The 20,688-nt window shown below is 32.8% G+C and carries 19 protein-coding genes; all 19 read right to left on the bottom strand.

Annotated features, from left to right (window positions below):
* Nucleotides 1-2: 2 nt before the first annotated feature.
* Nucleotides 3-1,193, bottom strand: coding sequence for a hypothetical protein (locus QE404_RS01465; protein WP_307445665.1), 1,191 nt, complete (start codon nt 1,191-1,193; stop codon nt 3-5).
* Nucleotides 1,194-1,197: 4 nt separating this feature from the next.
* Nucleotides 1,198-2,184, bottom strand: a complete 987-nt coding sequence (locus QE404_RS01460) for a sugar transferase (protein WP_307445663.1) — start codon at nt 2,182-2,184, stop codon at nt 1,198-1,200.
* A gap of 247 nt (nt 2,185-2,431) precedes the next feature.
* The gene (locus tag QE404_RS01455; RefSeq protein ID WP_307445661.1) at nt 2,432-3,505 is read right to left on the bottom strand and encodes a glycosyltransferase; all 1,074 of its coding nucleotides are present in this window, start codon (nt 3,503-3,505) and stop codon (nt 2,432-2,434) included.
* A gap of 33 nt (nt 3,506-3,538) precedes the next feature.
* Nucleotides 3,539-4,312 (bottom strand): glycosyltransferase family 2 protein, encoded by a 774-nt coding sequence (locus QE404_RS01450; protein ID WP_307445659.1) that lies wholly within the window; start codon nt 4,310-4,312, stop codon nt 3,539-3,541.
* A gap of 11 nt (nt 4,313-4,323) precedes the next feature.
* Nucleotides 4,324-5,151, bottom strand: a complete 828-nt coding sequence (locus tag QE404_RS01445) for a glycosyltransferase family 2 protein (RefSeq protein ID WP_307445657.1) — start codon at nt 5,149-5,151, stop codon at nt 4,324-4,326.
* The gene (locus tag QE404_RS01440; RefSeq protein WP_294215470.1) at nt 5,148-6,188 is read right to left on the bottom strand and encodes an EpsG family protein; all 1,041 of its coding nucleotides are present in this window, start codon (nt 6,186-6,188) and stop codon (nt 5,148-5,150) included. Before QE404_RS01440 ends, QE404_RS01445 begins: the two co-directional genes overlap by 4 nt.
* A gap of 70 nt (nt 6,189-6,258) precedes the next feature.
* Nucleotides 6,259-7,713, bottom strand: coding sequence for a flippase (locus tag QE404_RS01435; RefSeq protein ID WP_307445653.1), 1,455 nt, complete (start codon nt 7,711-7,713; stop codon nt 6,259-6,261).
* 6 nt (nt 7,714-7,719) lie between these two features.
* Nucleotides 7,720-10,071, bottom strand: a complete 2,352-nt coding sequence (locus tag QE404_RS01430) for a GumC family protein (RefSeq protein ID WP_307445651.1) — start codon at nt 10,069-10,071, stop codon at nt 7,720-7,722.
* A gap of 177 nt (nt 10,072-10,248) precedes the next feature.
* Entirely contained in the window at nt 10,249-10,794 is a 546-nt protein-coding gene (locus QE404_RS01425; RefSeq protein ID WP_307445647.1) for a sugar transferase, read from the bottom strand.
* 168 nt (nt 10,795-10,962) lie between these two features.
* Complete coding sequence (locus tag QE404_RS01420; RefSeq protein ID WP_307445645.1) at nt 10,963-12,102, bottom strand: aminotransferase class I/II-fold pyridoxal phosphate-dependent enzyme; 1,140 nt, start codon at nt 12,100-12,102, stop codon at nt 10,963-10,965.
* A 43-nt stretch (nt 12,103-12,145) separates the two neighbouring features.
* Nucleotides 12,146-12,697, bottom strand: a complete 552-nt coding sequence (locus tag QE404_RS01415; protein ID WP_307445644.1) for a sugar transferase — start codon at nt 12,695-12,697, stop codon at nt 12,146-12,148.
* A 30-nt stretch (nt 12,698-12,727) separates the two neighbouring features.
* Nucleotides 12,728-13,636 (bottom strand): NAD-dependent epimerase/dehydratase family protein, encoded by a 909-nt coding sequence (locus QE404_RS01410; RefSeq protein ID WP_307445641.1) that lies wholly within the window; start codon nt 13,634-13,636, stop codon nt 12,728-12,730.
* 12 nt (nt 13,637-13,648) lie between these two features.
* Entirely contained in the window at nt 13,649-14,860 is a 1,212-nt protein-coding gene (locus QE404_RS01405; RefSeq protein WP_307445639.1) for a glycosyltransferase family 4 protein, read from the bottom strand.
* Between the two features lie 2 nt (nt 14,861-14,862).
* Complete coding sequence (gene wecB, locus QE404_RS01400; protein ID WP_307445637.1) at nt 14,863-16,002, bottom strand: non-hydrolyzing UDP-N-acetylglucosamine 2-epimerase; 1,140 nt, start codon at nt 16,000-16,002, stop codon at nt 14,863-14,865.
* A 55-nt stretch (nt 16,003-16,057) separates the two neighbouring features.
* The gene (locus QE404_RS01395; protein WP_307445634.1) at nt 16,058-17,182 is read right to left on the bottom strand and encodes a polysaccharide biosynthesis C-terminal domain-containing protein; all 1,125 of its coding nucleotides are present in this window, start codon (nt 17,180-17,182) and stop codon (nt 16,058-16,060) included.
* 9 nt (nt 17,183-17,191) lie between these two features.
* On the bottom strand, nt 17,192-17,518 hold the full coding sequence (locus tag QE404_RS01390) for a WxcM-like domain-containing protein (RefSeq protein WP_307453314.1): 327 nt from the start codon (nt 17,516-17,518) through the stop codon (nt 17,192-17,194).
* Between the two features lie 138 nt (nt 17,519-17,656).
* Nucleotides 17,657-18,691: a polysaccharide biosynthesis protein gene (locus tag QE404_RS01385; protein ID WP_307445631.1), complete on the bottom strand. Its 1,035-nt coding sequence runs from the start codon at nt 18,689-18,691 to the stop codon at nt 17,657-17,659.
* A gap of 1 nt (nt 18,692) precedes the next feature.
* Nucleotides 18,693-19,709 carry a glycosyltransferase gene (locus tag QE404_RS01380; RefSeq protein WP_307445629.1) on the bottom strand — a complete coding sequence of 339 codons (1,017 nt, stop codon included), beginning with the start codon at nt 19,707-19,709 and terminating at the stop codon, nt 18,693-18,695.
* The gene (locus QE404_RS01375) at nt 19,702-20,688 is read right to left on the bottom strand and encodes a glycosyltransferase family 4 protein (RefSeq protein WP_307445626.1); all 987 of its coding nucleotides are present in this window, start codon (nt 20,686-20,688) and stop codon (nt 19,702-19,704) included. Before QE404_RS01375 ends, QE404_RS01380 begins: the two co-directional genes overlap by 8 nt.

Here is a 20,688-nt window from a genome sequence, read left to right as displayed (position 1 = left end):
AGTTATTTTCTATCTTTGACAAAAATAAGGATATCTCCAGGTAAAATTATATCGCTGTACATTTTTTGTTTCAATAAATTTTCTTCTTTACCTGAAAGGTTATGTACCTTTTTTAGTGTGGATTTTAATTTGTAATCCAGAATAAGATTTTCACTTAAAGATTTATTTTGTACAATTATAAATTTATTTTTACTGGCAGTCATAAATGAAATCATTGCATTTTTTCTACGAGTAGAAAACACTTGAAAGGGTTCAGGAACAAATTTTAGTTTGGTTGTCCCTTGAGGAATTTCATCACCTATATGGAAAACAGCATCCGATTTAGCTCCTAAAAAAACCCATGCAACTCTCTGAATTTGTTCATTTAATTCTTTTACAATAGTATAAGTAGGCGTAGGATTGCCTTGATCGTCTACAATTGCATAAGAATAATGATCTTTTTTCCAATTTGGATCTGAAGTCATCGTCCAGTATGTAAAATATTGTAATCCCTGAGCTCCATATAACAAGTTACTGAACTGCTGTAATTTCAGACCTGCAAGAGTAGGCTTCAAATAATCAAAGTGGATAGCTGTACACGCAAAAGCCCAAAATGGTTTATTACTGTTGCCAGATTCTCTTCTTACCAATTCAAGATTTTCGTAAAAACCAGGTCTCACTTTATTATTTACCAATGGATAATTATCAAATGATATAAAAGAAAAAGGTATTTCATTAATCGCCCTTCTAATATAATCAATATATGATAATCCATCTATTTGTTGTGGAGTTGTATAGTTTGGAAAAAGATTTGCATAGAAAACCGGTGCAGGATCATAAACCTTTATTGTTTCTGCAAATTTTTTGAAATCTTTAAAATCCCTAGGTCTAGGCTCATCTCCCAGATAATAACCTCCTAAAGCCGCATGGTTTTTGATTTTAGAAATCGACTCTTGAGGTTCAGAATATAGTTCGGGGTAGGAAAGGATTAATTTAATATTAGATTGGCTAGCAGCATCAAGCGCTTTTAAAGCATTTTGATGATCTGAAAATGTCATTAGACTTATAGAGAAACCTGCCTCCTTCATTTTTTTATAGTTGCTTACAGTAGCATTACTTTCTGGAATTCCTACAAATCCAAGAATCGGAATTTTCTGCCCTGCGGCAAAAAATGATAAAAAACTTAACGATAATATACTTAAAATTTTCGCCACCGTTTTAATTACTATTTAAAGTAAAAATAACTTTCAATGTATTGAATACGATAATTATATCAAATAGTACAGAATAATTTTTGATATAATATAAATCATATTCAAGCTTTTCCAAATTATTTTCAGGTGTAGCTTTGGGTAGGTTTACCTGTGCCCATCCAGTAACACCAGGCTTGACAAGGTGTCTTAAATCAAACATCGCATTTTCCTCATTGGAAATTTTCACAAAATGAGGGCGTTCAGGCCGGGGACCTATAAGGCTCATTTCGCCTTTAAGAATATTCCATAGTTGCGGTAACTCATCTATTTTTGTAAGTCGGAGAAATCGCCCCACACCATTCACTCTTTGATCATTTTTTGCAGTAAAATCACCGCTATGCTTTGAAACCATCGTTCTGATTTTGTAAATCGTAAAGGGTTTTGAGTTTTTTCCTATGCGCTCTTGAGAAAACAGAACGCTTCCCTTCGATGTAAATTTAACTAAGAGGAAGCCTAAAAGAATAAGTGGAATGACAAACGGTATCAATATTAGACTTACAAGGATATCGATCGACCTTTTAAAATTAAGTTTCTCCTGCTTTTGTCCTATTGAAAAAATATCATCTACAAGGTACTCATTTTGCAATCTAACCAAGGGTATTCTTTTATTAATATGCTCATAAAATTCATGGGCATCGTATACGGTAATACCATTATTTCTAGCTGCAACAATTTCATTGGCAATATCCTTATGCAGATGAGTTATGTTAGAAGTTTCTAAAATGATTCTACGTATATTAAATTTTTCAAGGTATTCAGTGATACTAATTTTTGACTGTGTAGATTCGTAAACTATGGCTTTGTATTTTTTTTTGAATTTATGATCATTAAAAAGCTTAAGTGAAATATCACTAACATTAATAAAGAGACAGACTTTTAAAGTTCCCTTCATCTTAAAAACTTGCTTATTTTCTCTTATTATTACAAAAGCCTTTGTTAAACTTTTCTCCACTATATTTCAGTTTGTGCTTATTACAAGTAGTTATTTTAGCTGCATAAAAAACTTCTATAAACAAATATTAATTTCTGTAAATTTCAACATTAACAAAATATCTTTCTATTATTAAAGAAATATGCCTTTGCGAATAATTATTAACCGGTAAATTTAATATTTTTTTATAACAAATTACAGTTTCTATTTTCTTCAATTAAAATTGAGACAATTTTACGAAACTTTTTTAGCTTTCACTGTTTAATTATCATTTAATTATAACATTTTTATATAAATCCATGTACTGTAGATACATTTTGTCAATCGTAAATTTTTTTTTATAGATCAATCTCGCTTCATTACAAAATGATTTAAAAAATTTGCGGTCATTAACTATCTTTTCTATGGCATTTTTAAAATCTAAAACATTATTTTCCACTGCAAAACCATTTTCATTATTAAGAATTTCTGATATACCACCAACATTCGAAGCGATTACGGGAACACCAAAACACATAGCCTCAATTATTGAAATAGGCAATCCTTCATATTTGCTTGGCAATAAAAAAAGATCTGCATATTTTAGATATATATAAGCATCCACAAGCTCTCCAAGCATGGTAATATTAGTGGTATTGCTTCCATTTCCTTCTTTATTTCCTATCCACACAAATTTGAAGCGTTCATCATTTTTGAAATGATCTGCTACATTGCAAAAAAGCTGGTAATCTTTAGGCGGGCTAAGCCTAGCAATGGTCATGATTACAATATGATTTTTATGCAGATTCTCCAAATACTCTGAAGCGTATAAACTCACTTCACCTTCGTTAGTTGTATAAGTATCTTTTATTCCATTATAAATCATCTCGACATTTTCTGTAATACCTTCAGATACCAAAGCTGCTTTATCGTAATTGCTTACTGCAACAATATATCTTGCTTTGTTTTTCAAAAGTTTTTCGAAAATAAGAAATTTCCTGTTGGCTGTTCTTACGGAGTCAAAACCGTGGACTGTATAGATGATTCTTTTTGCAGGAAAAGCAAGTCTACCTAAGAGTCCTATTTTTGATGAATGGAGATGAATAACATCTGGTTTTATCTCCTTATATATCTTTCTAAGTTGCAACAGAGTTGAAAAATCTTTTAAAGGATTTACTTCTCTCTGAAGTTGATTAATTTTAATTTTAATTATTTTATCATCCAATTGTTTCCACATAGGACCTTCGGATTCTGAAATTACATATGTTTGATGACCATCTTTTACTGCACGGTTGCAAATATTTATCAGAACACTTTGTGCTCCTCCTAAATCAGCTAATGTAATGACATGTAAAATTTTCATTATGCAAATTATAAAATGTATCTAATCGTGAAATCAATGATTAAAATCCCTTCTTATATTAATTATAATAGGCCATCTGTAAAATTTATTCCAAAATGCTTTTAATGTGTACCATCTGTAAGATAGCTTAAATAGCATGGTATTATTGTTTACTGGAAGATTACCTTCTTTTTCTGAAAGAAGAGCACTGGTAGCCGAAACATTATGCTTATGTCTGCGGTAATATATTTCGGGGCTGTTTAATAAATTAAATTTGTTCTTCTTATGCTTTACAACAAGACCGATCCACAAGTCATGAGGAACATCATCAGGAATTGGCAAAATGTATTCTAAAAGTTCTCGTTTGAATGCCATGCAACATCCTAAATATCCCGATTTATAGAGATTTTTCCAGAAACCAACATTAACATTTTCCAATTTAAACTTTGAAGGGAAAATCGAATTTAAAGATTCGTCAACAATATGGCAATCTGATAATACGAGATCTGCATGTTGTAGGGCGCCAACCTGCCGCGTTACTTTATCATCCAGCCAAACATCATCCTGATCTGATAAAAAAATAAAATCTCCTTTAGCTCTTATCAGAGCATTTTCAAAATTTTTTGAAACATAGCCAAACTTGAATTTTTGTTTTTTAGGAGTATGATGATAAACTTTTATGCGGCTATCGTTATAGCGGTCAATAATTGAAAGTGTTTCGTCATTAGACCCATCATCTGAAATAATGATCTCATCATTTTGGCTCAGTTGTTTCAAGATAGAATCCAACTGTTCCTTTATATATTTTTCACCATTATAGGTAGCCATGCATACTGAAATCATATATTTCTAATTATGGTATATCTTAGTTTAAAATAGTAAAATTTGAACATGGAGCCATAATTGAATTCTTTTAAAAATGCATGCATTTCCATCTGATCTCGGATAGTTTCTTTAATTTTTTTTAATCTTAAAAAAAAGTAACCGACATTTATATTAGTAGCTCCTACCTCATTTTTTTGATGCTGACGATACAGTATCGTAGGAGTATCTAAGAATACTATTTTTCCATATTTAGCAACTTTCAATGCTATAAAATAATCATGCATTGGTGGTTTGGTGTTTATCGGGAAAACTATATCTTTGACATTCTGATTGATCAATGTAGTACATCCTGTAACACCATTGCATACTCCTAAGTAATTAAAATCTGATAAATAACGCTGTTTCAATTTCGCATAACTCCAAAAGGATCTACTGATTTCTTTCAGGTTGGTGTCCACAACTTTTAAATCAGTATGAATTAAAATTGGCAAACCAACCGTATGCTTCAATTCTGTTTCTTTCATTAAATTTAATGATAAAGAGATTTTATCAGGCTGCCAAATATCATCCTGATCACAAAACATGTAATATTCCGCATCCGTATTTTTAAGTAACCAAAGAAATGATTCACAGGCACCTATATTTTCCGAACATTCAAATAAATGTATATTATTATATTTTGTACAAAATCTTTCAATAATTGACAGTGTACTATCTGTAGACCCATCATCACGAATAAATAAATCCCAATTCTGAAAAGACTGGACTAATAAAGATTCAATCTGTTGCTCCAAAAATTTTTCTCCATTATATGTCGATAACAGTATAGCAATCTTTTTCATTTTGCAATCAGTTTTACATAGTAAATATCTATAAGCAATAACACTAAAGCAAGACACCAGATAATGAGTTTGCCTATCCATCTGAATCGTTCTGCAAAAATAAATATAATTGAAGGAAAGAGAATAATTTCTGCAACACCGAAAAGCTCCTGAATCCTGAAAGCAAATACAGGAATATCAGAGAAAAAAAGGAAAGTAAATAAAGAAATGGCATACATCTTTATAAAGAAATAGAATGATGGTAAATGACTACCAACCCTTTCTTGAAAATAAATAAGCAAATAAAGGACAGCAATCCTCAATAAGAATAAAATATTAAATACATTAACCTCGGAATCTTTTATGAAGCCTGCTTCAGTAGCCTCTTTATAAGTATCAATTTTATCCTGAAAATAAGGAATCGGAATTGAAACATTAAAATAGGTATTAGAGAAATATAATAGATAGCCTACAGGGACTAAAAAGAGATAAGGCTTTAAGTTTCTCTTAGTATTCCCTACTAAAATAAGAAAAAGAGCCATAGAACTCGATTGATGAAAAAAGATTGCAAATAGCATGAAAAATAAAAACATAAAATAATTTTTATTATACATGTAAAAACAACCGATTAAAAGAAACCCTGTCGCAACGCCAATCCTGATTTGAGTTATTTCATGAAGAATATAATAGTGGCTTAAATAAATTAAAATGGAACCGTATAAAAAGGGACTTAACTTTTTAATACCGTAAAATTTTGCAGAAACACCCAATATAGCATAAGTCAATAAGAGATACGTAAAATTCAGTCTGAGATAATTTTTTATAAAATGTTTAATAATTATAAAAGAGTATTCAACATCACTTTTCAGATCACTTACCCTCCATTTATAAAAATATACATAATAATCATTATCAATATTCTTATCTCTCAAACCTGCAACAAAGATTAAAACTAAAGCCAGTAAACAAAGGATAGTGATATTGATTATCTCATTTTTAGGATCAAAAATATAAAAAATTGATACGAGTGCAAATAAAATGAAAAGAAGTAATATCATCTATATTTTAATTATTATGATTTGCAAATTAATGGCATTTTCTTATCTCCCTCAACTCAAAAGTCGTTATTTAAATTAATTTAAACTTTAATGTATGAAGAATACGACCCGTTTCTTTCTCTTTTAAAAGCACTAGCATTAACAAATATATTGCCCAAGAAATAAATGAAGAAAGTAAAAAAAACACCATTCCTTCCGGGAAAAAAAAGACTATAGAGACTGAAGCTAATAGCATGGTAAGAGAGGCAAGAACAATTTTATAAGTATTAACTGACAATATATCTTTAGGAAGCATCTTTTCTTTTCTTAAAAACACAAACATAATAATTATGGCTATCAACTCAGATAAAACTCCGATTACTGCTGCCCCGTTGTGCTGATAATACTTTATAGCAAAAAAATTGGCTCCTACGCTGAATATGGCAGATATTACAGTAGCGTAAGTATAAATTTTTTCCTTATTTTGAGGATATAAAATCAGAAACCCCATAAAATATGCTATACTCACAATAATACAGAGAGGTGATATGATCCTCATGGTGAGTATAGAAGCGTCAAACCCCGTTCCCGCAATTAAATTGATGATAGGCTTTGCAAAAACTAAAAAATATACTGTAAATGGTAAAGAAGCCAGAAGCAAAAAAGTAAAACTTTTGTACAGGTATTTGAAGTATACTTCCTTATCCTCGTTATATAATAACGACAATCTCGGAAGCATAACCGCACCAATGATAGTGATAAAACTTATGATAAACCGTACTAATTTGTTAGCCACAGAATAATATCCCACATATTTATCCCCTACAATGCTTCCGATAAGAAAATAATCTATATACATATAGATGCTTACAGAAATAGTTGCAATAAACATCATCAATATAGGTTTAATATGCTTTCTTATATTTAAGGGTTTTAAATCCTCTTTTTCTTTGTAAATGACTTTGGAAAGTATAATAAAATTAAGAATATTTGCCCCACAGCTGGTAATAACAATACACAAAGCATAAAAATGATCATCTTGTGGGGTTTTTATATACATAAACATGAATATGACCATCAATATCCGTACACCAACATAACGCAGTGTAATGTAAAGTTGATCTTCCATCCCCTGAAAGTACCATTCTGCCCCAATATTGGTTAAAAATATCATAGAACTTAAAATTAAAATAATCGTCCTATAACTGGCAAAATAATTCAAATTATATAGTATACCAAATAACAAGCAATAAGATATGACGGTAGTAATTCCAAGTATCAGTAGTAATTCTACTAAAGTCCTTGCTTTTTCTGCAGGTTTATATCTTGTTTTTGAAATTTCCCTTATACCATACATTGGAATTCCCAAAGCCGTAAACAATAAAAAATAGTTGATAATGGTATTAATATATTCTACTTTACCGATATGTTCTGCTCCTAAAACCCTATTGAGATAAGGCATAGTAATAATACCAACAGCTGCACCTGAACCTACCCTCAAAACATTGAGTGCATAGTTGGATTTTATACTTACTACCCTTTTCAAAATAAGCTATCTATAGAATTTCTGCCACCATTTTTTTTCTTCAGCCTGATACCCATAGCCGTACTTATTTCCGTATCCGAAATTTGATTCCGACACATCATTTAAAACGATGCCTACATTCTTCAGTTTTTTATCTTGTACAGAATTATTTAAAAATTCTATATAACCTCTTTCTGTCACTTCAGACCTTGTAACAAATACCACAACATCGCTCTTATCAGAAATAAGGAAAGAGTCGGTTACCAATAATAGTGGAGCAGTGTCTAATACTATATATTTATACTTACCCAGTCCCTTAATAAGTGTTAATAATTCATCCAGCTTTCCGTTTTGCAAAAGATCTGTCGGGTTTGGAGGTATTGATCCTGAATAGATAAAATCACAATTATCATTATAACTGCTTGGATGAATTACTTCACTAAGAGTAATATCTTCTCCACTTAAAAACTCTGTAAGCCCTTTTGCCGTTTTCATTGAAGTATTATATCGCTGTAACTGAGGGTTTCTTATATCAGCACCCACTACTAGTACTTTATCGCGAGCAGACGCCAGTACAGTGGATAAATTAGTGGATACAAATGTTTTTCCTTCCCCCTTTACAGATGATGTAACCAAAATAATATGAGGCCCCTCTCCTAAGGGCAGTAAAAATCTCAGATTAGTTACTAAAATCCGGAATGCCTCTGCCATAGGAGAGATATCATTAAAACTTACAAGCGTATGATGTTTATTTTTAAGCTTAGGAATTTCAGCAATCACTGGCAATGTAGTAACTTTCGTAAGATCCCCCCTATTAATAATGGTGCTTTGCAGTAATTTTTTAAAATAAATGAACAGGAAAGGAATAAAAATACCCAAAGCAAAGAATACGCCTAAAATGATTATTTTCTTCGGAGCAACAGGCTTTTTAAATACAAATGCCTTATCAATAACTCTTGCTTTTTCAGCGGTAATTTCCATGCTTATTGCAGCTTCTTCCCTTTTTTGTAAAAGTAGCAGATAGAGACTTTCCTTAATCTGCTGTTGCCTTTCAATACTTCTAAATAATTTTTCCTGTTTTGGTATTTTTCCGATCATCTGTTCAGAACCGCCTAATTGACTTTCTACCTTTTTCTTAGCAAATTCTAACGAAACTGCATTTTTTTGTAAGGATTCTGCCAAAGAAGTTTTCATTTCCTGAATTTGCCGATTGGCCGATTTTACTATTGGGTTATCCGGGGTAGCATCCTGCAGATATTTATTTCTTTGCAAAACCAGTGTATTATATTCCTGTATAGCTTTTCCTGCGGCCTCATTATCCAAACCTATATTAAGCGGAAGTACATCTTCTGTCCCTTTTCTGTCTAATGAACTTCGAAGTATTTTGGTCAACTCTATTTGGGTACCTATTTCTAATAATTGTGCTTTACTCTGTTCTTTAAGTTGCAGATTGATCTTAGCTTCTGTAGGAAGATCAACGATATTATTATTTGATTTGAATCCTTCTTTTTGAGTTTCAACATCTCCTAACTCATTAGAAATAAGTAAGATTCTTTTATCAATAAAATCTTTCGTCTTTTTCGATTCTATATTTTTATCATTAATAGCATATACATTATACTGCCTTACCAATCCATTGAGAAAATCTTTTGCTTTTTCTTTATTTTCAAAGTCTACTGAAAGGTTGATGATAGTACCATCTTTATCTAATAACTCTACATTTAATGATTTCTGAAAATCATCAACAGTGTCTTCAAAAGTATTGTAATTAAAATAAATATCAGACATTTTAGCTTTGTATGGCGCTTGAAAATCCGGATTTTTACTGATCATGATCAAAGCAAACGGTAGACTAATCGTTTTATTAAATGCTGTAACTACATCTTTTTTCCATTCTACGGAAGAAAGCACGACATCATTGCCTCTGATTTTGATATTAATAGGCTTTTTAGGCAGGTCTACATCTTTTTTCTCCTGAATGATATTGATAATGTATGGGCTGGTCTTACCATATAGTTCCAAATCATTGAATGTTTGTTTTGTGTAAATAGGAGTTTGAAAATTATGCTGTTTCAATACATCTTCTACAATTGTTTTAGAATCAAAAACACCCAATTCATTTTCGATACTGTTAGTTCCCATTCCACTGAAACCTCCTAAAGTCTGAAGAATTCCAAAATCACCAGATGCTGATGACATTTTCTTTGCATCTTTAATAAGTACAGATGTTTGTATTTTATATATAGGGGGCGTAGACTTTATAATGTATAATGCTATGATCAACAATAAAAAAACTGTCCCGACAAAATATTTCCAATTCTTTAGATAAGGATTTATAAGTTCTTTAAAACTGACTTCTTTTGTATCTTTTTGATCCATTTGGTGGACTATATTTTTGTAATTAAAATTATCTATTCTAACTTAAATTAAACGTTGCAAATATATTTATATTTTGTATAACACCCGTATTAATCTACCGCTATTTTATAGAATAATTGAAATTAAATTATGAAAATCCTTTGATTATAAACGGCTATATGGCAAATAAATTTCAAATTATGTATTATATAGTAATATGTGAATTGTTTTCAGAATTATAGAAAGATCTTTCTTAAAAGAGAGCTGATGATAATATTGCAGATTCATCCTAACTTTATCCGGGAAAAGCACTTCATCATTGTATTGTAGAGGATTTTGCTGTTGCTGAAGCAATTCATCTTCATTTCGGTACTTCATTCCGGCTTCACTAATAATACCGGGCTTCAGCTGGAGAATCAAACGATTTTCGCCCTGTAACTGATCATAATATCCGGAAATATCCGGTCTGGGCCCTATCAATGACATCTCTCCCTTAAGAATATTGAATAGTTGTGGTAGTTCATCGAGCTTAGATCTTCTTAACCACGATCCTATGTTAGATTTTCGGGAAGTAAGCGGATGTATGGTTCTGAATTTGTAAATTGTAAATGGAACGGCATCTTTTCCTATCCTTTTTTGAATAAAAATACCTGGAAACCCCGTATCATAAGAAGCAACAAGAAACAGAATCAAAAGTAAAGGAGAAAAAATCACTACAGAAAAACCTGCAATACCATAATCCATTAGCATTTTCCAGAAGGGATATTTTTTCACAATACTTGTATTGCAGGCAAATATATAAAAAATATTTCCGGAAATTAACGCTATAAGGGTATGTTTAATCTTACAAATTTAAACTGAAGGACCAATTTGAAAATTGGTCCTTCAGTTTAAATTTTTACAATTATGTATTCAATGGTCAGAAAAAAAATCAACGATTACATCTGTAATCCTTTTTTTATCCGATTCAGTCAAATTGGATCCTGAAGGCAGGCATAGACCGTTCTCAAATAGTTTTTCAGAAACATCGGTTTCATAATAGGGAGATGTTGAAAATACCGGCTGTAAATGCATCGGTTTCCACAAGGGCCGGGACTCTATATTTTCTTCTAAAAGTGCCATCCTTAATTCTTCTCTTGTTTTTCCTGCAATTTCAGGATCAATAATGATTGCTGATAACCAATGATTGGAATAATATTCATCTGTGGGTTCAGAAAAAACTTTTATCCCTTTAATATCCTTGAAAAGACTGATGTAAAAGTCATGCATTTTTCTTCTTGCTTCAATCCTGTCTTTCAAAACTTCCATTTGCCCTCTACCAATTCCCGCTACGATATTGCTCATACGGTAGTTATATCCAATATGGGAATGCTGATAATGGGGAGCAGGGTCTCTTGCCTGGGTGGAAAGAAAAACTGCTTTATCCTTATCTTCCTGCGTATGGCAAACTAACGCACCGCCACCTGAAGTGGTAATAATTTTATTGCCATTAAACGATAAAATCCCGAAACGCCCGAATGTTCCGCAGGACTTCCCTTTGTATGATGAGCCTAATGCTTCGGCAGCATCCTCAATAACAGTAATTTCATATTCTTCAGCAATCTTCAGAATTTCGTCCATCTTTGCAGGCATTCCATAAAGATGAACGACAATGATAGCCTTTGGCTTTTTACCTTTTGATATCCTGTCCTTTATTGCCTGCTCCAGAGCAATAGGACACATATTCCAGGTATCCTCTTCTGAATCTATGAAAATTGGCGTGGCACCACAGTAAATAATAGGATTAGCAGACGCCACAAATGAAAATGAAGAGGTTATTATTTCATCCTGAGAGTTGGTTCCCAATAAAATAAGAGCGATATGAATGGCAGAAGTGGCAGAATTGAGTGCAACAATATGGTTGTCCATCTCCATGTATTGTGCAAGGGAATATTCAAACTCATCAATATTTTTTCCTATTGAAGTGATCCAGTTCTCATCAAACGCTTCCTGAATATACTGCATTTCATGTCCTGAAAGGTGAGGTGAGGAAAGCCAGATCTTTTTTTTCATTCAATAATTTTATGCTTAAAATTAAAAAATTAATCAAAATAACTTATTTTTTTATCCGGTCTCCTGACCCTTTTCCTGATACTGTGGCAAAAATGTATCTGAAATAATCTGACACTGTGAGATTCTGCAACATTTCAGCATCTTTCTCTGACAGCTCAACCGGAGTGGACATGTCAATTTCATTGACCTGAGCAAGACCTGTAATCCCCGGAAGGAAATTATACACCCCTCTTTTGTCCCTTTCTGCGATCAGCTCTGTCTGGTTAAAAAGATTAGGCCGTGGCCCCACAAGGCTCATGTCTCCTTTCAGAACGTTGATCAACTGAGGCAATTCATCTAATTTGGATTTTCTTAAAAAACTTCCGAATTTCGTCACGGACGAACTGCTAGAAAGATGGGTAGCCACTGATTGAGTATTGACATGCATAGTCCTGAATTTAATCAGCTTAAATGGCTTCTTATAGCGCCCTACTCTTTCCTGTACAAAAATCGGTGATCCTGTATCGAACAGGCCAATAATATACAATATCACTAATACTGGCCACAGAAACAATAAGCCCAAAAAAGAAAATAGAAAATCGAAAATCCGGATCATAAATTTATTATTTATTGCAAGTATAAAATATTACTTTTCTTTCCTAAAGCTTTTAATGGTTTTGATAAGTCCTTCTTCTGGTGACAAAGGTAATTTTTCAATGCCCAAAGCTGATTTGATCTTTAGGTTAGAAACAACGTAGGATTCAGTAAGCTTTTTCAATCTTTCAGAGTTTAGCGGAAGCCTGAATCGATCGCCTAAACGTGCTATGTTTTCAATTACTTTTTTTGATATTCTCCAAAGTTTTGGCTTTTTGTCCAAAGCAAGATTCACCGTTTGAATTAATTCATTAGTAGACAGCGATTTATCGTCAGCCAAATGATAAACTCCGGAAGGAATATTCTTATGTTCGAGCATCCCGGCAATTATAAAAATAAGATTATCAATACTTAAAAATGACCGGCGATTTTCGAATGCAGCCAGCGGCCAGGGAAGACCTTTTTCAACTATTTTATACAATAAGTTGAGGTTACCTTTATTGCCCGGCCCATGTACCATGCATGGACGGATGATAAAAACTCTTTTCCCGGCAGGTACATCAGCATCCAATATGTATCGTTCTGCTTTCAGTTTTGATTTTCCGTAAGGAGTTAACGGACTCGGACTTATGCTTTCATCCAAAATACCCTCTACACTATCCGCTACTGCCTTAACAGATGAGAAATAGAAAAAGTCTCTGCTTTCTGATCTTAAAAACTCATTAAATAATTCTATGGTAAGATCCGTATTTACTCTAAAATATTCTTCCGGATCAGACGCATTTTCTGTGTCATGAGCTTTTCCGGCAAGATGGATTATTGCATCACCATCCATATTTATATGTTTCTTCCAGTCTTGATCCCGCAGGCTCAAAGGATAAATCATGTGCCCTTTATCGGTGAGAAAGGCAGAAAGATTTTTGCCGATGAAGCCGGAAGAGCCTGTAATAGTTGTTTTCATAAAATAGAGTAATCAGTTTTCTTTTGAAATTATACTTTCTAAATTAGATATACATGCAGACATTTTAAAATTCATTTCATAATACTTCCTGCTGTTACTCCCCAATTTTTGTAATTGTTCATATGATAATTCTGATGCAGTTAATATTGTTTTCGCTAATGAAGAATAATCTCCAGCCGCAACTACAAAACCACATTCAGCATCAATGACATTCTGTGCTCCTTCTCCATTCAGCATCGCAATCACAGGTTTTGAAGCACTCATATATGCCTGTAATTTGGCTGGAACAGTTAAATTAAATATGGGATCATCCTTTAAAGTAACAAGCATTATATCTGCTTTATCAAAAAAACTAGACATTGCTTCAACAGGAAATCTTCCCATAACTGAAACCGTATCGGTAAGTTTATGTTCTTCAATAAAATTTTTAACAAATGGCATTTTTCTTCCGTCTCCAACCAAAATAAATTTAATGTTTTTATTGGCCTTCAATTGAACTGCCGCTTTCATAATATTTTCCAGATCCTGAGCTTCGCCAATGTTTCCGGCAAACATAACTTTAAATCCGTCAGGCATTTTTGGAATGGGAAAATCTTTATTACCATCTGAAATAGAATCTTCAGCCCAATTTGGAAAATATACTATCTTATCATCAAAATCTCCTTTTTCATTGATTGCACTTCTAAAACCTTTAGAGGTTACTAATAATTTTTCAGCATTTTTGTAAAAGTTTTTAATAACCTTGGAATAATAATTTAGAATAAATTTATTTTTAATACCTCCAGCAATAGATAAACTTTCCGGCCACAAATCCATTACCCAAAAATAAACAGGTATTTTCCACAGTTTGTTCATGAGTAAAGCTGGATAATATTGTGTTATAGGTGAAGGTTCATGTACAATAATGGCATCAAACCGATTATTTATTCCAAGGAAAAAAGCTTTTATGGATGCAAAAAAAGCGAAGCTGTAATAATTTGTAAATAAGCGTAAGCCACCACCTTTTCCTCTTGGTAACAGTAATGACCTTATTACTCTTACACCATTTATGACTTGCTTTTTATTTTTAAAAAAGCCATATCCATCAAATATTTTGCCTTCAGGATAATTTGGTATTCCTGTTAAAACAGTTACATTATGTCCACGATTCTTTAGTTCAAAAGCTAAATCGTTGCTTTTAAAATTTTCGGGATAAAAATATTGGGTAATTATTAAAATATTCACATCTAAATTTCCTCAGACCAAACCGTCCTTTTAATATAATCTGTATAAGAAATAATAATTCGAACTAATTTATCCGAAACGTTTGGCATCGAATAATCAGAAACTTTTCTAAAATTTCTTTCTTCACCAACTTTTTGCTGTAAAACTTGAGTCAACCCTTGTAAAATACGCTCTGGTGATAGACCTACCATCATTACACTCGCCTCTTCCATCGCTTCTGGCCTTTCATGAGCCTGCCGTATATTTAAAGCTCTAAAATTTAATATGGAAGACTCTTCAGAAATCGTTCCAGAATCTGAAAGTACAGCATATGCATTTTTCTGCAAAGCATTATAATCATGGAAGCCCAAAGGCTTTAAGAACTGGATTTCAGGACGCATATCGATCTTCATTTTATCAATCATATTTTTTGTCCGGGGATGCGTAGAAACAATAATAGGATATTTATACTTTTCTGCGATGGCATTTAAAGAATCCATTAAACCTCTGAAATTTTTTTCATAATTGATATTCTCTTCTCTGTGTGATGACACTACAAAAAATTTATCTTGTTGTAAATTTAATTTTTCGAGAACTTTTGATGCGTTAATCTGAGGTAAATAATGAGTTAGAACCTCAAACATCGGTGAACCGGTTTTAATAATTCTGTCTGCAGGCAAACCTTCTCTTAACAGATATTCTCTTGCAATGTCTGAATATGTCAAATTAATATCCGAGGTATGATCGACAATTTTACGGTTGGTTTCTTCAGGAACCCTCTGATCGAAGCATCTGTTTCCAGCTTCCATATGGAAAATTGGGATATGCCTTTTCTTTGCCGGGATGGCACATAAACAAGAATTGGTATCACCTAAAACCAAAAATGCATCAGGTTTAAGTTCTTCAAGTAGAGGATCAATCTTAATTAAAATATTTCCTACTGTTTCTGTAGCAGTCTTTCCTGCGGCTTCTAAAAAATAGTCCGGTTTACGAAGTCCTAAATCGTCAAAAAAGATCTGATTCAGTTCATAGTCGTAATTCTGGCCAGTATGAACGATAGTATGTTCTATTGCTTCGGATGTATCCAAGGCGTCCAATACTCTTGACAATCTAATAATTTCCGGCCTTGTTCCTACGACCGTCATTACTTTAAGTTTTTTCATTGTATTACTTATTGTTGTTGGCTCTAGCTCATAGATAGCTTTCAGCAGTTTTAAATTATTTTTTAACCTCTACAAAATATGTATCTGCATTTTCAGGATTAAAAGCTTCATTAATCCAAAAAATAGTATATAATTCTTCTTCACCTATATTTTGAATACTATGAGTATACCAGATGGGCATGTCAACATAAGCCGGCTCACTTCCATCAAGATAAAAATCAAGAATTTCATCTGAATCAATTTTTCTCAATTGAATTAAAGCTTTTCCTTTGATTACAGCAAAACGCTCAATTTTTCTAGTATGATAATGATTACCCCTGGTGATTCCGGGTACGGTTGTAGAAAATGAGCATTGTCCACCAATCCCTAAACGAATCACTTCAACAAAAGCTCCACGAGGGTCTGTATGTTGTGTAAACTTTACCGGAAAATGGTTTTTATAGTCAATATAAGAGCGGTAAGTATTGAACAAATTATGCTCAAAGATATTATTGATTACCGGAATTTCTCCGCCATCGAAATATTTAGTCTTATAATCATTCAGGAATGCTAAAACCTCAGACACTTTTTTAATGGCAGTAGGTTCAACAAAATATTCAACTTGGCCAATCCCTCCTCTTATTTCGCTGATGATGATTTCTACCAGCTCCTGCACATATATTAATTTAACCTCACCATCATTTGCAATCGTTGGTGTTTCTCCATGCGTTAGCTGATAACTGAAAGTTGCAATAAATGAGTTGTAAAAAGGCTTCCCAAATGCTCCGAAAACATTAGGTATAATTAGCCCCGTCATTTTTGCACCATTTTCATCTGCCCAATTTGCCAAAATCTGTCTGCCCTCTTTTTTTGATTTTCCGTAAAGATTATCTTTTTCTTCCTGAGTAGAAGAAGAAATCATCACATGAGCTTTTGAGCCTGTTCTGCTTAAAGAATCAACTAATTTCTGAGCCAGACCTATGTTGGTTTCATATATGAATTGCTCATTTCCGTGACGGTTTATTGCTGCTAAATGTACAATAACATCACATTGTAAAACAAACTGATCTAATTTATGCTCTTGTTCAAAATATTCTTTCTGGAAATCTACTCTTTGAAATTCTTCAGGGTACAGTCCTAAAGTATTGTATAAATGCCTTCCTACAAAACCATTCTGACCGGTAATTCCGATTTTTTTCATCTTTTATGTTTATCTTTTATAGACTTTTTTAAAATAATTTAAATCAAATCTGTATTCATCATTGATTTCTCCCAATTTGTGATCCGCCAAAATCAGTAATTTGCTGTTTTCCAATTTAGCCTGAATTGCAGTAAGACATCCAGCAGGAATATGTAGATAAGTTAATACTTCATCAGTTAAAATATATTTCTTGATTGTCAAATCCTTTGAAGGATTTGTGAAATCATCTACCTCTATCACAGAAATTTCAAAACTTCCTTTCATACAGGCAAACCATCGCTGCTCGATTTTATGACCTTGCCAGCCACGAATAATTTGTGTAGAATGGTTTTCAATAGTATAAATTCATTTTATTGATAAGGCTTCAAAATCATTATTAAATGTAATAATTCCTCTTTCGTCCTGATATTTTTCACCTCCTAACAGCATTAGCTACTACTTTATTTTTACTTGAGATCTTTTACTAAAATCTTTTTAATAAGGATATTGTAAGACATCTTCACCGAAAACCTCTCTGCGAATCAAGGGTAAGGTTGAAATCAGCTTTTTAAGACCTTCTACACCCTGCTGTTCTGTATTGTGCGAATGATAGTCTTCGAGAAGAGCAACATCTTCCTCTCCTTCAGAAAAGTATTGCGCATAATTCAGATCCCGGTTATCTGCTGGAACTCTGTAGAAATTCCCCATATCTTCAGCTTTTGCCATTTCCTCGCGAGTACACAAAGTTTCATATAATTTCTCACCGTGGCGTGTGCCAATCACTTTTATGGGAACTTCTTTTCCTGTAAGCTCTATTAAAGCTTTTGCTAAATCTCCGATACTTCCTGCAGGAGCCTTATTGACAAAAAGATCACCAGGATTGGCATTCTCAAAAGCAAATAGTACCAAATCTACCGCATCATCCAATGACATAAAGAAACGTGACATATTAGGATCAGTCACAGTAATAGGCTCACCTTTTTGAATCTGATTTAAAAACAGTGGAATAACAGAGCCTCTTGAAGCCATTACATTTCCATAACGAGTAAGGCAAACCACGGTGTCTTTAAGATTTCTGGATTCTGCAACCGCTACTTTTTCCATCATTGCTTTAGAAATACCCATTGCATTAATCGGATAGGCTGCTTTATCTGTCGATAAACAAATTACCTTCTGCACCTTATTAGACGCCGCTGCACGAATGACATTCTGTGTACCCTCAACATTAGTTTTTACTGCTTGCATTGGAAAAAATTCGCATGAAGGAACCTGCTTTAATGCTGCCGCATGAAAGATATAATCTACTCCTCTTGTAGCCGGTTCTACACTTGAAAAATCCCTAACATCACCAATATAATATTTAATTTTGTCATTTTTATATAAGTTTCTCATGTCATCCTGCTTTTTCTCGTCACGAGAAAAAATACGGATTTCTTTGAAATGGTTTGTATGTAAAAACCTGTTTAGAACGGCGGTACCAAATGATCCTGTACCTCCTGTTATAAGTAAAACTTTATTCTGGATTTTCATATTATCCTAATAATGATATTAATTCATCAATTCTGTTTGATACCTTCGCAACAGAAGGTATTGTATTTTTTTTCAAAGATAGTGATAAAGCTTGTGATATTGATTTTTCGTCAAACGGATTAAATGTTAAACTTGGTGTGCAAACTGCAAAAGTATATGGCAAATCGGCACCAATAACTTTACACCCGTTTTCTATAGCTTCCACCAATCCCAACCCAAAACTTTCTGCTAAAGAAGGGTATATAAGATATTCTGATTCCTGATATACTTTGGATAATTCACTCCTCTCAATAAATCCGAGGTTTCGAATAGGATATTTTTGTGTTATTTTTTCTTCTATTAGTGCTAAAAGTTCAGGAAATTCTTTACTCACGGTCAAAGTGAGCGTTCCTAGTTTATATTCATCATAAAAAGTGCAGAAAGCATTAATCAGCCTTATATGGTTTTTATGTGCCGGGGCGTTACTGATGTAAACATAGGATAATGATTTCCGTTCTGCTTTAAATCCTGCATTAAACTGCGGATAAAAAGGGTATACCAATACTTTAGAGGGGGCGATATTAAACTTTTTTTCAAAATTTGTTTTGATCAGGTCAGTCTGAAGAAGCCAATAATCTGTATTTACAGAAAAAAACTTAAGCACTGTCCTTTTAAGGAAAAAAGAAATCCTTTGCTTCAGCGATGCTGTTTCAGGAAGCAGAATATACAACTGCTGATGAAAATACGTATATACTTTGGCTTTTAAGCGGATGTTTGGAGGTAAATTACCAAAACATAGTACGGTGGAAAAAAGTTTTCTATTTGTTGTATAAAATAGCCTCCGATTATATAATGATGCTTTTAAGAACACCAACTTATTTTCAGCTTTTATTTTAATATTTTGTCCCTCAAGCCTTTTATCCAGGAGATAGAAAACTTTTCTATCTGATTTTTCAAGCTTCTGAATTAAAAAATCCAATAGTATCTTTCCTCCGCTATCATTAATGTATAGTGCATCTATAAGAATTGACCTATCCATGTAGTACTTCTTTATATAGTTCAATGTATTGACGGGTTATTTCCTCAGGTAAAAAGCGCTTTGCATTTTCATAGCCGTTTGCTACCATTTCTTTTCTCTTTTCAAAATCATGGATCAGAATAAGGATCTTCTCTCTAATATCCTCCACACTATATGGATCAACCAAAAGAGCTGAATTACCTGAAACTGATCTCATTGGTTCCATATCAGATGTAATAACGGCACATCCATTAGACTGAGCTTCAATTATAGGCATACCAAAACCTTCGTACAATGATGGAAAGCATAAGACATCACATGTTCTGTATAACGCTACTAATTCTTCATCAGTAATAAACCCTTTAACAAACGTCAGAGATTTGTTCGTTTTGATTTTTTGATTCTGTTCTGAAGTTGTTTCCCCAACAATTAATACTTCAATGTCCAAATCTTTTACAGCTTCAAGAATACGTTCTACATTTTTATTTTGCCTAGTACCTACAATCAAAATTTTAAATTTATCGTTTTCTACCGGCTCCCGAAAAAAGGGTTCGTTGGTCAATGGATTATGGATTACCCTTATTTTAGATTTGGCCCAGGGATAATAATTTAAAATTTCCTGTTCTGTCTTTTCCGAGATAACAGTAATAAATTTAGCTTTCTTCAAAGGAAAATATAACCATATCAGTTTATACAGAAACTTTTTCAGCTTTGAACTGTAATTCCCTATTCCTACAAGATCATGAATTGTTAAAATGGTTTTATTACTGTTTAATAATAAGCAAGCCCAATGGATATCTCCGCTGATATGGTTGATATCTCCTTGATTCCGTTTAAAAAACAACATGGCTTTAAACATTTGTGATAAACCAGGATAAGGATTCATAAATGTTTTTACCTCAAACCCTTCCTTGTCAAGACAATTTTTTATTACAGAAAAAACTTTTTCTATGCTGATAGTGTCCGATATGATATGTCGATCAAAAAAATGAATTCTCAT

The organism is Chryseobacterium camelliae (assembly GCF_030818575.1).
Lineage (GTDB): Bacteria > Bacteroidota > Bacteroidia > Flavobacteriales > Weeksellaceae > Chryseobacterium > Chryseobacterium camelliae_A.
This window is presented reverse-complemented; position numbering and strand designations above follow the sequence as displayed.

Excerpts from the sequence above, each read along its gene's own strand:
- QE404_RS01455 (WP_307445661.1), bottom strand. The coding sequence starts at position 3,505 with ATGAAAATTTTACATGTCATTACATTAGCTGATTTAGGAGGAGCACAA.
- QE404_RS01450 (WP_307445659.1), bottom strand. The coding sequence starts at position 4,312 with ATGGCTACCTATAATGGTGAAAAATATATAAAGGAACAGTTGGATTCT.
- QE404_RS01445 (WP_307445657.1), bottom strand. The coding sequence starts at position 5,151 with ATGAAAAAGATTGCTATACTGTTATCGACATATAATGGAGAAAAATTT.
- QE404_RS01440 (WP_294215470.1), bottom strand. The coding sequence starts at position 6,188 with ATGATATTACTTCTTTTCATTTTATTTGCACTCGTATCAATTTTTTAT.
- QE404_RS01430 (WP_307445651.1), bottom strand. The coding sequence starts at position 10,071 with ATGGATCAAAAAGATACAAAAGAAGTCAGTTTTAAAGAACTTATAAAT.
- QE404_RS01425 (WP_307445647.1), bottom strand. The coding sequence starts at position 10,794 with ATGGATTATGGTATTGCAGGTTTTTCTGTAGTGATTTTTTCTCCTTTA.
- QE404_RS01420 (WP_307445645.1), bottom strand. The coding sequence starts at position 12,102 with ATGAAAAAAAAGATCTGGCTTTCCTCACCTCACCTTTCAGGACATGAA.
- QE404_RS01415 (WP_307445644.1), bottom strand. The coding sequence starts at position 12,697 with ATGATCCGGATTTTCGATTTTCTATTTTCTTTTTTGGGCTTATTGTTT.
- QE404_RS01410 (WP_307445641.1), bottom strand. The coding sequence starts at position 13,636 with ATGAAAACAACTATTACAGGCTCTTCCGGCTTCATCGGCAAAAATCTT.
- wecB (WP_307445637.1), bottom strand. The coding sequence starts at position 16,002 with ATGAAAAAACTTAAAGTAATGACGGTCGTAGGAACAAGGCCGGAAATT.
- QE404_RS01395 (WP_307445634.1), bottom strand. The coding sequence starts at position 17,182 with ATGAAAAAAATCGGAATTACCGGTCAGAATGGTTTTGTAGGAAGGCAT.
- QE404_RS01385 (WP_307445631.1), bottom strand. The coding sequence starts at position 18,691 with ATGAAAATCCAGAATAAAGTTTTACTTATAACAGGAGGTACAGGATCA.
- QE404_RS01380 (WP_307445629.1), bottom strand. The coding sequence starts at position 19,709 with ATGGATAGGTCAATTCTTATAGATGCACTATACATTAATGATAGCGGA.
- QE404_RS01375 (WP_307445626.1), bottom strand. The coding sequence starts at position 20,688 with ATGAGAATTCATTTTTTTGATCGACATATCATATCGGACACTATCAGC.